Annotated in this window: 12 protein-coding genes; 4 read left to right on the top strand and 8 right to left on the bottom strand. The window is 49.7% G+C overall.

What is annotated here, in order from left to right; all coding sequences use genetic code 11:
• The first annotated feature begins 354 nt into the window (after window positions 1–354).
• Window positions 355–1,308, top strand: coding sequence for a tRNA 2-thiocytidine(32) synthetase TtcA (gene ttcA / locus EDC56_RS01255; RefSeq protein ID WP_123710720.1), 954 nt, complete (start codon window positions 355–357; stop codon window positions 1,306–1,308).
• An 8-nt stretch (window positions 1,309–1,316) separates the two neighbouring features.
• On the opposite strand, the gene EDC56_RS01250 is transcribed toward ttcA, so the two are convergent.
• Together EDC56_RS01250 and EDC56_RS01245 are read right to left on the bottom strand one after the other, a co-directional pair.
• Window positions 1,317–2,438 (bottom strand): diguanylate cyclase domain-containing protein, encoded by a 1,122-nt coding sequence (locus tag EDC56_RS01250; protein ID WP_123710719.1) that lies wholly within the window; start codon window positions 2,436–2,438, stop codon window positions 1,317–1,319.
• A 193-nt stretch (window positions 2,439–2,631) separates the two neighbouring features.
• A complete protein-coding gene (locus EDC56_RS01245; protein ID WP_211333519.1) occupies window positions 2,632–3,618 on the bottom strand; it encodes a DMT family transporter in 987 nt (328 codons plus the stop codon).
• A 202-nt stretch (window positions 3,619–3,820) separates the two neighbouring features.
• Here EDC56_RS01245 and EDC56_RS01240 point away from each other — a divergent pair, with 202 nt between their 5' ends.
• Window positions 3,821–4,453: a 3'-5' exonuclease gene (locus tag EDC56_RS01240; RefSeq protein ID WP_123710717.1), complete on the top strand. Its 633-nt coding sequence runs from the start codon at window positions 3,821–3,823 to the stop codon at window positions 4,451–4,453.
• A gap of 18 nt (window positions 4,454–4,471) precedes the next feature.
• Here the strand turns inward: EDC56_RS01240 and EDC56_RS01235 are convergent, their stop codons facing one another.
• Window positions 4,472–4,852: a hypothetical protein gene (locus EDC56_RS01235; protein ID WP_123710716.1), complete on the bottom strand. Its 381-nt coding sequence runs from the start codon at window positions 4,850–4,852 to the stop codon at window positions 4,472–4,474.
• Window positions 4,853–5,137: 285 nt separating this feature from the next.
• Between EDC56_RS01235 and EDC56_RS01230 the strand changes: the two genes are divergently transcribed.
• Window positions 5,138–7,228: an MltF family protein gene (locus EDC56_RS01230; protein ID WP_123710715.1), complete on the top strand. Its 2,091-nt coding sequence runs from the start codon at window positions 5,138–5,140 to the stop codon at window positions 7,226–7,228.
• A 9-nt stretch (window positions 7,229–7,237) separates the two neighbouring features.
• Here the strand turns inward: EDC56_RS01230 and EDC56_RS01225 are convergent, their stop codons facing one another.
• The 3 genes from EDC56_RS01225 to EDC56_RS01215 form a co-directional block, all read right to left on the bottom strand.
• On the bottom strand, window positions 7,238–7,762 hold the full coding sequence (locus EDC56_RS01225) for a type II secretion system protein GspG (RefSeq protein ID WP_123710714.1): 525 nt from the start codon (window positions 7,760–7,762) through the stop codon (window positions 7,238–7,240).
• Between the two features lie 78 nt (window positions 7,763–7,840).
• On the bottom strand, window positions 7,841–8,464 hold the full coding sequence (locus EDC56_RS01220; protein WP_211333518.1) for a TetR/AcrR family transcriptional regulator: 624 nt from the start codon (window positions 8,462–8,464) through the stop codon (window positions 7,841–7,843).
• A 32-nt stretch (window positions 8,465–8,496) separates the two neighbouring features.
• Window positions 8,497–9,912, bottom strand: coding sequence for a coniferyl aldehyde dehydrogenase (locus tag EDC56_RS01215; protein ID WP_123710712.1), 1,416 nt, complete (start codon window positions 9,910–9,912; stop codon window positions 8,497–8,499).
• A 387-nt stretch (window positions 9,913–10,299) separates the two neighbouring features.
• On the opposite strand from EDC56_RS01215, the gene EDC56_RS19530 reads away from it, so the two are divergent.
• Complete coding sequence (locus tag EDC56_RS19530; RefSeq protein WP_162844044.1) at window positions 10,300–10,467, top strand: hypothetical protein; 168 nt, start codon at window positions 10,300–10,302, stop codon at window positions 10,465–10,467.
• Window positions 10,468–10,543: 76 nt separating this feature from the next.
• Here EDC56_RS19530 and EDC56_RS01210 read toward each other — a convergent pair whose 3' ends face one another.
• Both EDC56_RS01210 and EDC56_RS01205 read right to left on the bottom strand, forming a co-directional pair.
• Complete coding sequence (locus tag EDC56_RS01210; RefSeq protein ID WP_123710711.1) at window positions 10,544–11,902, bottom strand: outer membrane protein transport protein; 1,359 nt, start codon at window positions 11,900–11,902, stop codon at window positions 10,544–10,546.
• A 337-nt stretch (window positions 11,903–12,239) separates the two neighbouring features.
• Entirely contained in the window at window positions 12,240–13,499 is a 1,260-nt protein-coding gene (locus tag EDC56_RS01205) for an OmpP1/FadL family transporter (protein WP_162844043.1), read from the bottom strand.
• Between the last annotated feature and the right edge of the window lie 133 nt (window positions 13,500–13,632).

The raw sequence follows: 13,632 nt of genomic DNA, 5'->3' as shown, positions 1-13,632 counted from the left end.
TACGCTGGCCCATGAGAGGCCTCTCTGGTTAGAGGGCGTATTGTCTTCTGCCAAAACTGGGATTTAGGTATATTAGGTCCAGTTTTCGAAGACGAGCTAAAGCTTCGACCATATCTATTGCCGGGCTATTGTATGCATCTTTGGCTGTAAATTCTAGGCGAAAATGCTACTTGCTATGGCTATAATGACGAATATAGCGATGGTTTACGTAAAAAATGCCAGTTATATCTACGCTTTTTACCTCTGAAGTCACGGTGTTAGTGTTCAGCTGATGTATATATGAGTTTATCGCTTTCTGCTCATTCCTAGCTGGGGTAAAATGCCGCCCACTGTTTTTAAGTGATAGAAGCGACCATGTCCGATACTACCCCTCCAGCCGTAAAGGCAAGCGCAGACAATAATAATGCGCAGAAGCAATCGACGACTGAGTTTAATAAGCTGCAAAAGCGGCTTAGGCGTCAAACTGGGAGTGCCATTGCCGATTATAATATGATCGAAGAGGGCGATAAGGTTATGGTCTGCCTGTCTGGTGGCAAAGACTCTTTTGCAATGCTCGATATCTTGCTGGGTCTACAACGTAGTGCTCCCATTAGTTTTAGTCTGGTGGCTGTGAACCTTGATCAGAAACAGCCCGGTTTCCCTGAACATATTTTGCCTAACTACCTCGATGAGCTTGGGGTGGAGTATTATATTTTAGAGAAAGACACGTATAGCGTGGTCACTGAAATTATTGAAGAGGGTAAGACTACTTGCGGCCTTTGTTCACGTCTTCGGCGCGGTACGCTGTATGGTTTTGCTGAGGACATAGGTGCCACTAAGATAGCTTTGGGCCACCATCGAGATGACATTATCGAGACGCTATTCTTGAATATGTTTTACGGTGGAAAGCTGAAGGCGATGCCGCCAAAACTACTCAGCGACGATGGACGCAACATCGTGATAAGGCCATTAGCTTACTGTAAAGAGGATGACCTAATTAGTTACGCTGACTATAAGGCCTTTCCGATCATCCCCTGTAATCTCTGTGGGTCACAAGACAACCTTCAGCGGCAGAACATTAAGGCTATGCTTCGTGACTGGGAGCGACAGCAGCCTAATCGACTTGAGGTCATTTTCTCTGCCATTAAAAACGCCTCTCCTTCACAGTTGGCCGATGTCAACCTATTCAACTTCACCGACCTGAGTATTGATAGAAACGGTGTTAAGCCAGAGCCTGCGCAACAGTTACCGATGAATATTTTCGGTAGCGAGGGCGGTGAAAGCCTTAGCGGTGTACAGGTCGTCGAAATCGAGGATCTTAAGCGCTAGCTAGGAAGTTAAGCCTCGGCAAGCTCCTGTCTTTGCTGCTGGTGCTTATCGCGATACATCGCTTGATCGGCAACATGACAGAGGGTATCGATGTCGCAGCTATGATCAGGGTATATTGCACAGCCAAGGCTGGCCTCGATATCTAACGATTCGCTATTGGCGAAGAAAGGTTGAGTGATGGCGTCTTTGACCTTGTCCATGGCTGTTTTGCAGTCTTGTAGATTTTCGATGCCGGGCAAAATAATGATAAATTCATCACCGCCGACCCTGGCGACGGTATCAATCTGCCGTAAAGCGTCGGTGATTCTTTCGCTTACGGCTACTAGTACCTCGTCTCCAGTGTTGTGACCATAATTGTCATTAATCATCTTGAAGTTATCAAGGTCAATATAGATGACGGCAAGCTTGCTGTTCTGCTGTTGGCAATGTTTTATCTCTTCGTTAAGCAGACTAAAAAACTCAAGCCTGTTAGCTATCCCCGTCAGGGCGTCATGTCTTGCCTCGTAGGCGAAGCGGTTGCGTTGCTGATGCAGGTGCTGGGTAAGCCGCTTATTAATCACCTCGTAGATGATGAGCGTGCCTGCGGCCATGGTGTAGAGCATAAACTGAATATAGCTGGCGAGAATTTGCTTGTCCCGCTGCCTTTCGATTAGCTGTGTGTAGCCGTAACCGCTATCGGCGGAGAGAATTAGTAATATATTGGTGATGATTGTGATTATAAGCCAGCGCAAGCCATCCGATAGGCCCAGAATCAAAAACGCTACGATCGTAGTGATAAGAAGCATCGGAACTACAGGTGATTCGTAGTAACCGCCGGTAATCTGAATAGCAAAAGTGTTAACGATCAATAATAGTGACACAGTGAGGTTGGCGGCAACTCGCAAGCTCGTAACAAAGCGAAACAGGCAAAGGATGACGCTGTAGGCAATTAAGCAGCTGGATATGATAGAGACGGCAATATTATGGTTTCCGGGAGGGAGCTCGAAAACGGTGAAAAGGCTGATAAGAAAACAGCTAGCAGTGATGATGTTGCACAGTATCGCGCCTACTAAGAGGTAGCTGCGATCAATGTTGCGTGGGTCGTCATGCAACGGTGTTGGTATAAAGTATTTTAGTATATTTGAGATCATGCTCTGCCTGCCAGCTTTGAGGTGACCAGCTCATTTATTATTGTGCGGGGCTGCGTGCAAGCTCATGCAGCTAGGCTCGTTTTATATACATTTGATCATAAAATGACTAAAAGGTAAAAAAAATCGTTAGGCTGAGACATTTGAACGTTGACAGAGTGCCCTCTACTTCCATGAGAGGGCGGGCCATAAAGACTTAAGTGCTGCGCTTTAGTAGCTGTTGCATCTTTTGCTTGGGTATCTTAGTGAGCAAAACACCGATCAAAAGCGTGCCGATTAACAGTAGTGAGGCTTCGCTTAAATTGCGGCCATTGACGAGTGCGTCGAGACTAAGAGCGATGACAGGGAAAATCAGGAAGCATAATGAAGCCTGAAATGGGCTGGCCATTTTGTTGAGTTGAAAGTAGGCCATAATCCCCCCGATACCGGCAACGACGCCGAGATAGGATATAGCGCCGAGAGACTGCAGTGAAAAGTTGGCGATATTGGGTTGTTCGATAAAGACGCCTGCCAGCAATAATAGCACTGCCGCGGTTAGACAAGGTAATCCGTTATAAGTCAGTACGTTTATGTTAGCGCAGCGCTTTTCCATGTTGACGTAAATGCTAGCATGCATGAGTACGGCGACAACGAGGGCAATGACACCGATGATATTTTGTCCGCCTGCGATACCAAGCTCGATATTAATGATCTCTATTAGGCTGATCAGGGCGATAGCAAGCCCAACGAGTTGATGAAAGGCAACGCGGTGACCATGTAATACGGCGCCTAGACTAAGGATGGCGATAGGCATCGTGGCAAAGATGATAGAGGCGAGGCCGGAGCTAATATATTGCTCGCCGAAGATCATCAGAGTAAAAGGTAGTGCGAAGTAGAACAACGTGATTAAAACGAACTCAAGGCGCTTATCTGCTGGAAATAGAATAGGTAAGCGCTTATATCGGGTCAATAACATGATAAGGGGCGCTGCAATTAACAGGCGTAGGCTTGTTGCGGTAATAGGAGGAACACTACTAACGGCAAGCTCCATACCTAGCCAGGTTGTTCCCCAGATGAGGCAGACGCAGCAAAATAGTAAGCTGGTGATTGTTTTGTGGTTCATGTGATCGGTACGCTTTCTATGAGGGGTGTAAGATGCGGCTATGATAGCGAGCACTGTGGAGAAATAGCTTCTAAATTTCATCCTAATACCCCCATCATTGGAAAATATGTTTTGCTGCTGAGTTTGATTTCGAATTAATTTTCTATATATCTTGCCTTACCTGGGTTTTATTCCTCTTTTGAGGTGCTGGGCGGAAGCAGGGGGAGGGGGCTACGCTATATGTCGTGCTGATAGTCGCGTAAGATGCTGGGCTTTGTTTTATCAATGAGCTCATAGGTGGTTTATGTCGCTGTCTCTAGTCGAGGCGAACACATTAGTTGTGTTGGACTTCGAGACAACAGGGTTGTCGGTGCGTCAAGGCGCACGCCCTATTGAAATCGGCGCTGTTAAGTTGGTTGACGGTATAGTGGTTGATCGGTTTCAGGAGCTGATGAATCCAGGTGTCAGAGTTGACCACTTTATCGAGGGCTATACGGGCATTAGTAATCAGATGTTGGCTACTGCTAGGCCGTGTGCTGAGGTGATGGCGGATTTTGCTGACTTCATCGTAGGCTGTAATCTGTTGGCTCATAACGCCTCGTTTGATCGCGCCTTTTTACAGGAAGAGTTGGTTCGTTTAGGGAGGCGTGCAGAGGGTGAGTTTTTGTGTACGCTACTGTTGTCGCGACGGCTTTATCCGGAGGCGGGTAGCCATAAGTTGGCCAATCTTGTTGCTTATAAAAATATCGCTAATGATGGCGTTTTTCACCGCGCCTTAGCCGATGCGGAAGTGACGGCTCGGTTATGGTTGAGAATGCTGGAAGATGTACGCCAAAACTTTAACTTAAGGGACCTGACCTTCGCTGAATACGCGCGTTTACAGAAATTGCCGAAGGCGAAGGTTGCGGGATATTTGGCGTCGCTAGCTGCGGCGTGATAAAAATCTTAGCTTGCCTCACGCGCTGTCTTGGTAGCTCAATATATACCACTCATCTTTCAGGTCTTTGTCGGTACAGAAGCTCCTTGTCATGATGGTGACGAGAAGTTGATTGGGCAAAGGGCTGAGCTGACTCATCCAAGACAGCATCTGCTCTTGGTGCTCCCAGGGTTGTTTGTGCGCTAGTAGGCCACGGGCATTGTCGGCCTGACTCTTAACGAAGAGGCTGTCGATATCTGTAATCACTTCAAAGCGAGTGCCAGAGCTTAAGAAGCTATTAATATCTTCGGGTTGAATCAGGTAGTGATGCTCGCGGTTGAAGAATTGTATGAGTTTCTCCTGTTGCAGGCGAGGGAGTTGAGAGAAGTTTTGGTGATGGATAAACGACTTGTGATCCATGTTGACGACTCTGCTGAGGGCTGCATCGGCCGGTGTTAATCATGTCCGATAAGTTTAGTCTGTTGTGGTGTCGAGATCGAATATTCCGGCTAACCATGACAGCTTAACGACGTGTCGTTGAGTGGATGATAAAGTGCACGAAGATGTGAGGCTGGGCTAAGCTTATAGGCAATCTGTGTGCACTAGTGGTGCTGCTTACCTTGATGGAAGTCGCTGTTCTTTTAGGTATCTTGCTGTTAGCGTAAAGCAAGATGTTAAAAACTATTAAGAATTTGGGCGTGAAATATGGTTGCGGTAGCGTTTCGTAAAGCGAGTCCTTCTACTGGCCAGATGAGAGCGTTGGCTTGTTGCTTCGCCATGGCCATGTTGCTTATGTTATGGGGCTGTGATGGTGCTCATTCGCCGAATGTTATCGATCACAGTGAGTCCCCTGTTGTGTCGGGCGATAGTGCTGCTCGCTATATGGGGGATCTCGATGATATAGAGCAGACGGGTCACTTGCGTATTGCGGCTGTTCGTCATGATGTTGCCGCTTTATTGAATAGGACGGGGCTGCCTGCTACAAGTTATCATGACTTGGCGGAGGAGTTTGCGGCGAGTTTAGATTTAAAAGCTAAGTGGATATACTTTGATGATCTACCGGCTGCGTTGGAGAGCGCGAGCGCAGGTGCCTCCGATCTCGTGATGTCCAATATTACGGTGAGCCAACGACGTCGAGATCGTTACCAAGTTGAGTTTACTCGTCCGCTGCTGTATGTCGATGAGTTGGTGGTAGGGCGACATGGCAGTAAGCGGGACAAATACGATGAGTTTGTCGTGACTGTGGGCTCTGCGTACTTAGACACTCTGAAAGGCACAGACTACCCCCTCGCACTATTGCCGGCCGATACACAGGAAGAGGAGATCTTGCATTGGGTGAGTAAAGCCGAAAAGCCTCTATTTACGTTAATGGATGGTGATATCGTTGCAGCCCTATTGCCGAACTATCCACGGTTAAAGAGTTTTGGGGTGTTGGCGAAAAGCCGTGAAATCAGCTGGGCACTGAGGGACGATTCACCTCAGTTGCGTGATAAGTTGAATCAGTTCTTGTTGGCATCAGACTTGTTGTATCAGAAACAAGAGGTGCGAGATTGGGCGCAGATTAAGGCGGCGGGCGTACTGCGCGTGGTTACCTTCAACAGCCCGACCACGTACTTTATGAAGCGTGGTTATCATGCGGGTTTTGAGTACGACTTGATTAAGGCGTTTGCGAAGCAGCATAAGTTGAAATTGCGTATTATTCTGGTTGATAACTTGGAGCAACTCTATGCGGCAGTGACCGACGGTTTTGCGGACGTAGCGGCGGCGAGTTTGAACCCGACAGCAGAGCGGGATGCCATCATGCAGGGTACATCGGCTTATCTATACACTCGGGCCCATCTTATTTCGCAACCAGCAGATAAAGGGGTTGAGGCGAAGGGGGAGGCACCAGCAAAAATAGAGGTCGCGATGAACCCTAATAGCGGCTATCTGGATGAAGTGGAGGCGCTTGGCTATAAGGTGGTGAAGGTACCATCAGCCTCTGCAGAATCGCTGTCTTATCAGGTGTTGACGAAACGCTACCAATCAACGGTAGTGGATGGCCATTTTGCCAAGCTACTTAAGGTGATGTACCCGAGTCTCGTATTGACGCCACTAGAGGATCAGCTGCAGCCACATGTTTGGTATCATGCCCGTAAAAGCAAACTGCTGAACGATCAGCTTAATCGCTTTATTGCCAAGGAATATAAGGGGCTGCATTACAATGTTGTTTACAACAATTATTTTAAGAATGTTACTAAGAAAAGTTTGCCTTCCGTTTTAGACCCCGATAAACCGCTCTCACCCTATGATGCGTTATTTAAGAAATACGCCAAGCTGTTCAACTATGATTGGCGTTTGATTGCGGCTCAGGCCTTCCAAGAAAGTCATTTCAATCGTCGAGCGAAAAGTGCTTCCGGCGCGAGGGGGCTGATGCAGGTGATGCCTCGAACCGGGCGGGCCTACGGTGTCAGTGACTTGTACGATCCAGAGCAGTCTTTGATTGCAGCGGCCAAGCATCTGCAGTGGCTGTATGATCGATTCCCGATGGTGAAAATCTCAGCGGAGCGGGTTTGGTTTGCTTTGGCTGCCTATAATGCGGGGCATGGGCATGTCTATGATGCGCAGGTGTTGGCTAGAAAAATGGGTCTCAAGGACGATGTCTGGGACGGCAATGTAGCGAAGGCGATGCTGGCCCTGAGCGATCCCAAAAATTATAAACGAGCACGTTATGGCTATGTTCGTGGGACAGAGCCGGTGAAATATGTCCGGGAAATAAAGGAGCGTTATCGCAGTTATAGTCATACCTATAAATAGCTTGTCCGCTCAGTAATAGCTCCTTTCAACGACTGTGGTAATGTCATCGTCACTATAACGTTTTTGATCAGGGCCGTTGCTTACTAGAACGGTTTGACCTTGCTGCTCATCAAGGCGATAACGCTGTTGCCATGGATCCAGTAGTGTTTGTTCGAGATACGGATCGCCATAGCGATCGACTTCATAAAGTTGGCTCATCGTGTTTGGTGCTTGCTGATGTTCGATAAGATAGCGATGTAGCGCCAAATAGGTGGTGCGTGCATCTGCGGCAATGGCCCGTTGTTGCCGGCTCTCAGGGCTTTGCATGGCGTTGAGTGTGTAGATTGATAGCCCTGAAAGCAGTAGTAGGCTACAAACTTTACCGAGTGTGGCGCAGTAATCATTAAGTTCGTTATTGGCGTTGCGTTGTGTGTAGAAAGCGCTGATAAGGGTCAGTAACGTGCTGGGTAGCAACCAGTACAAATGATTGACAATAAAAGAGAGTGCTAAGGTAATCAGTAAGCTTATTAGTGTTATTTTGGACCAGACGGACATGCTATTTTCCCCCGAAAGCGGCTAACTTCGATTAGCTTAGCTCGTGCAGAAGGGGGTGACTAGTGAACAAAAGTTAGTTTATTCCGTCGACACACTCAGTGCGTTCCAAAACATGGCGAAGGCGGCGTCACGGTGCTCGGTGGATTGAGCGTGCTGTGGGTGTGCAATGAAATAGCCTGCGCTATGGGTGTATTGTCCGTAGCAGTTTTCTAGCATCAGCTCGATTGGAAACTGGGAAAGTAGCCCCTGTTGTTGGCCAATGACGATCAGTTGTTCAATAAACCCCATGACCTTTTTCATCGCCTCGTCACGGATTGTTTGATCGAGTACGCTGGAGTGTGAAAAGGTTTTGAAGAACTGCTGCTTCATTGGGTTGTCGACGGCCCAGTCAATGGCGCTATTCCATATGCTGGCGGAAAGCAGCTTAATATCTTGGCTGTTCATCGGCAGTGCTGGAATTTCATCGGGTAGGATGTCTGTCGCGAGCTGGCTCTTGATGTCGAGGTAAAGCGTACTAATCAAGCCTTGCTTGGAGCCGAAATGATGAAAAACCGTGCCATTGGCGACCCCGGCCGCTTTAGCTAGTGAAGCGGTTGAGGTGGCGTGAAATCCCTGCTCGACGAAGAGTTGCAGGGCGGTATCTAAAATATCTTGTCGCTTATCGGAGCTCATGCTGGTGTCTTTGTCTCGAAGATTGAGCATCACGCAAAGTCGTGATGCTGGTAGTTGAGTGGTTAGCGTAGGAACAGCTTGAGCATGATCTTATGGATAAGCGTACCATAAGGTGGTGTGACCAGCTTTCCGGTGTTGAGTTTGCCGCGCTTAAGCACGGTCTTGGCTTTAGATAAGGCTAGGAAGCCTTCTTTACCGTGGTAGTGGCCCATGCCAGAGGGGCCGATGCCGCCAAATGGCGCATCATCGGCGGCGACGTGGAAGACGGTCTCGTTAATGCAGACGCCACCTGAGTGCGTTTGCGTGAGAAGCTGCTGTTGGCACTGAGTGTCGAAACTCATGATATACAGAGCCAGTGGGCGCGGCCGGTCGTTGACGTAATCGATCGCTTGTTGCAGATTCGCGTACGGTAGAATAGGCAGTAATGGCCCAAAGATCTCTTCCTGCATCAGCGTCATGCTGTCATCAACTTGTGTGATCAGTTGAGTGGGCATGCGTTGTTCAGCGGTATTGATTTCAGCGTCGCTAGCGGGGGTAACTTTAGCGCCTTTCGACTTTGCGTCCTCTAACCAGCTGGTTAAGCGAGCGAACTGTCGTGCATCAATAACGCTGGTGTAGTCGTCAGAGCCAACGCCGTCACGATACATAGCCTGAAACTGTCGGCGGTACTCTTTGATGAACTCGTCGACCTTGTGCTCAGGGCAGAGGATATAATCGGGAGCGACACAGATTTGCCCGGCGTTGAGACATTTACCATAGATCAGTCGCTCGACGGCGATGCTGAGATCGATATCGTCGGCGATAATGACCGGCGATTTGCCGCCGAGCTCAAGGGTCACCGGAGTTAAGTTGTCGGCGGCAGCACGCATTACATGGCGGCCGACAGTCGTCGAGCCAGTAAAAATTAGGTGATCAAAAGGCAGGGAGGTGAAGGCGGCGGCGATATCGGCTTCGCCCTCTATAACGCACACTTGATCCTCACTAAACACACCTGATAACAAAGTCTTGAGCACGCTGTTCGTTGCCGGTGTGAACTCGGACATCTTGATCATTGCTCGGTTGCCAGCCGAAATAGCGGTGATCAGCGGCCCAAGGGAGAGCATGATAGGGAAGTTCCAAGGCACGACGATGCCGACGACACCGACGGGTTGGTAATGAACGGTAACCGACGCCGGCGCTAGTAACAGGCCTGCATGTCGTTTACTGGGCTTCATCCAGCGGCTTAGTCGTTTGAGGCTGTAATTGATGTGGTTAACGATGGGGAGGATGTCGCCGATGATGCTGTCGGTGGCGCTGCGGTGGCCATAGTCTTGGCTTAACGCATCGAGCAGTGCTTGCTGGTTGCTGAGTAAGGCTGACTTGAGTGCCGTGAGTTGCTGTTTGCGGAAGGCTGCCGAGGGGTTGGCTGCAGCGCGGTAGGCCTGTTGCTGAACGAGGAGCTGTTGGTGAAGAGTGGGGGCGGTGTTCGCTGTCGTCATGGGGTCGATCCTCGTTATAAGAGCGCTGTCTAGCTGCTGGCCGGTTTGTTATCATTACCACACTGACTGATCAGTCAGTGTGGTTTTTATTCTATGTTTAATTGCTCTGCGCTGCAATCATTTTGAGCGGGGATGGTTTTGCTCGTGTTATCGGTGCTGATCAAGTTCGTTTTGAGGTTTGTCGACTCAAGACTTTTGTACGTTACTCAGGTGTCTGAAATTTCATGAGAGGGCGGCTTGACATGCGTCAACAGCGCACGGGAAGTAGAGTGTGGTCATTTAAAGACCAAGATAATAGGAGTAGCATCTACAGCTTAACTGGCCCGTGGGTGAAAGCCGCAGACCTCATATCACTACCGTGTCGTTATTCTTTTGGTATTTCTTACTATGTTAGATAAAGCTCAGTACGAACATTTGAAGGTTGCTCTCGAAGCTTGGGATAAGAAGGACCTGCTCGAGGGGGTGGCGTGCGCGGCGACAGTGGTGGCGGTCGATAACCTGAATGATCTTATCGAGTTAACCGCCTTCGTCGAGAGTGTCAGAAGGGCGACGTAAGTGGCTGGTACTGAATGAGCATAAAAAACGGCGCCCTGAGGCGCCGTTTTCGTTTTCTCGATCAACAAAGTGTGTCTTAGAACTGATAGTTTGCCTGCAGGGCGAATATATCGGCTTCAGTGGTGGTTTTCTGCGCTAGATGGATACCATGGGTGAACTGGTTTTCATCGTGGATGCTCGCCTCTTCGCCTTTGATGTACTGGTAACCGGCGTCGATGGATAGGTCATCGTTAACCTGCCATGTGGCACCGATGCTATACAGGCTGCGATCAGAATCGGGTAAACGCAGGGTGCGAGTCTCGTCATTAGACGGTGTCTCGTCCTGAGCGTAGCCAACGCGGAGCTTCCAGGCGTCGTTGATGGTGTAGGTGGCACCGAGTGCGTAGCGATTAACATCGTCCCAGTTCTCAGGGGTTACGATGTCATCTTGGCCTCCGTCCATCTGAATGCGGATTTCATCAAAGCTGCTCCAGAAAGTGCGAGTGTAGCTAGCGTGTACGGCGATCTGGTCGCTGAAGGCGTGATAGAAGGAAGCTTCTAAGATGGCGGGTAGATTAAGCTCGGCCTCACCTTTGTCGTTCCAATTTGGTAGGTATTCGTATGGGTAGGGGCCTATGTCAACGCTTTTACCGGTGAATATATCAGACTCAATCTCACCTTCGAGAGTGCTTTTGACCTCGCCTTTATAGCTTAGGCCAATGCGACTGCTGTCGTTAAATTCATACAGGGCACCAACATTCCAACCGACGGTGGTGGTGTCGCCCTCGAGCTGCATGACGCGATCGCCGGCTACAATATTCTCGGGTGGAAGACCACCTTTGATAAGTTTGCTGTTGATGCCACCGCTAACGACACCCTGCTCGTCTGCGGCAGAGCTTAATTCGGCGTTGAGCTTGATTAGGCTGATGCCGACACCGACGCTTAGCTTATCGAAGGGTTTAAAGGCAAGGCTACCGGTGAGGTACTTGCCGACGATGTCAGAGGTGTCGGCAGCACCGAGGGCGCCGAAGCTGCTGGCGTAGTCGGTCTTAAAGCCGAAATCTGTATACGCGCCGAAACCGAAGCTAACACGTTCGGTTAGTGGCATGACGAAGTAGACGCCAGGCACAACCTGTGAGGGGGCAACATCATTCCCATCGAAGTAGCTATTGGGAATTCCCATGGCATTGAGGTCACTAGAGACACCCTCGACGTTAACATCGGGTGATACATAGGCAATCATGCCGCTGACCGTAGGGCGCTTCAGTAGGGTCATGGCGGCGGGGTTGTGGGCGATGACGCTGGCGTCGTCGGCCATAGCGGCTTCACCGGCGTTTGAGCGGCCGAGGCCTGCTGCGCTGTGTTCGTTGACGGCAAAGCCGGCAGCGTTGACTTGAGAAGCCATGGCTGCAATCGCGATGGCGAGGGGAAGTTGACGTAAGCCAAACTGAGACATATAACACCCATTTTGATTTGGCTCTGATTGATGAGTTGGCGAAGTGTAATCGCCGAGACGGTGCTCACCCAGAGCTTAATTTATTATTGTAGTTGCCACTCTCGAGGCAAACTCTACACATCAATTGTGTACGCACGATCATAAGTGAGTTTCGGGAAGTTGGCAACGAGAACATGATGTTAGCAGGGTGTTCGGCGATAATTATCGCCAAAGTGTGGTCTAGGGTAACGGTCTGTGATGAAGCGTTGAGTGGGAAGTGCTGTTAATTCGTTAGAAAAGTGCAGGCAAAAAAATACCGCGCTAAGCGCGGTATTTTGATTGATTAGCAAAAGCTAATTTAGAACTTGTAGCTACCACCGACCGAGAACAGGTTGGCAGAGGTTGCGGTCTTGTAAGAGTGCCCTTTTTCTAGGATGTTGCTCTGTTGACCGTCGAGGTACTGATAGGCGGCATCGACAACGAAGTTGTCGCTGACATCCCAGCTGGCACCGACGCTGTAGAGGTTACGGTCACCGTCCGGTAGGCGCAGGGTGCGATGCTCGTTATCGGTTGGGGTCTGGTCCTTGGCGTAACCGGCGCGTAAAGTGACGTCTTGGTTCAGCTTGTAGGTGGCGCCAACAGCGTAGCGCATCACGTCGTTCCAGCTTTCATCGACAACCGGCGGTGGTGTTTGACCGTTGTCTATAGAAATGGCTAGCTCGTCGAAGCTGCTCCAGTAGGTGCGGGTGATGCTACCGTGGATTGCAAACTGGTCGTTGAAGGCGTGGTAGGCAGCAATTTCTAGCATCGCAGGTAAAGTAAGGTCTGCGCCGCCGTCAGTATTCCAGTCCAATCCACTAGGGTTAAAGATTGGGTGGGCTTGACCGTTGTAAAGCTCAGAGCTTATTTCGCCGTCAAATTCAAGGTCTACTTCAGACTTGTAGCTGATACCTATACGGGTATTGTCGTTGAACTCGTACAGTGCGCCGATGTTCCAGCCATAGCTAGTATCATCGCCTTCTAGATCCATAGCACTCTTGCCACCGACAAAAGGCACAGCTGTAGGTACTGAAGAGCTGAGCTCTGCGTGTGCTTTAACGATGCTAACACCTGCACCAAGGCTGAGTTGGTCGTTGACCTTGAAACCCAAGCTGTTGGTCAGGTAGACGGTGACGATGTCTGAGACATCGGCATCGTTAATGCCTGCAAAATCTTTGTCATAGTCTGTTTTAAAGCCGAAGTCGGAGTACAAGCCAACGCCATAGGTTAGGCGATCGTTGATCGGCAGTGCGAAGTAGGCAGCGGGCACGACCTGAGCGGGAGCCACATCTTTGCTGGTATATGCGTCATCGAGAGGCGCGATACCGCTGTTACCGGTTACATCGACGCTAGCGTCAACGTAAGCGATGCTACCGGTGAGGGTAGGTTGATCAAGGCGAGTAAGGCCGGCAGGGTTGTGCGAGAGGATGCTGGCATCTTCTGCAATTGCGGCTTCACCGGCGTTGGCGCGACCGAGACCGTTGGTCGAGTGTTCGTTGACGGCAAAGCCGGCGGCGTTCAGTTGGCTAGACGCTGCGGCGATGGCAACGGCGAGAGGTAGTTGACGTAGTTTCAACATGGAATTAGTACACCCTTTATTAACGTATGGCCTTACTGCTTTAAATCTGCTGTAGCATCTACGTGCCTTGAGCGCGAAGCAGGCGTTTATATTTATAATGCCTTGTGACATTAGCATCATTATAGACGATGAT

Source organism: Sinobacterium caligoides (assembly GCF_003752585.1).
Classification (GTDB): Bacteria; Pseudomonadota; Gammaproteobacteria; order Pseudomonadales; family Sinobacteriaceae; genus Sinobacterium; species Sinobacterium caligoides.
Note: the sequence above shows the minus strand (reverse complement) of the source record. Positions and strands in the feature narration are given on the sequence as shown.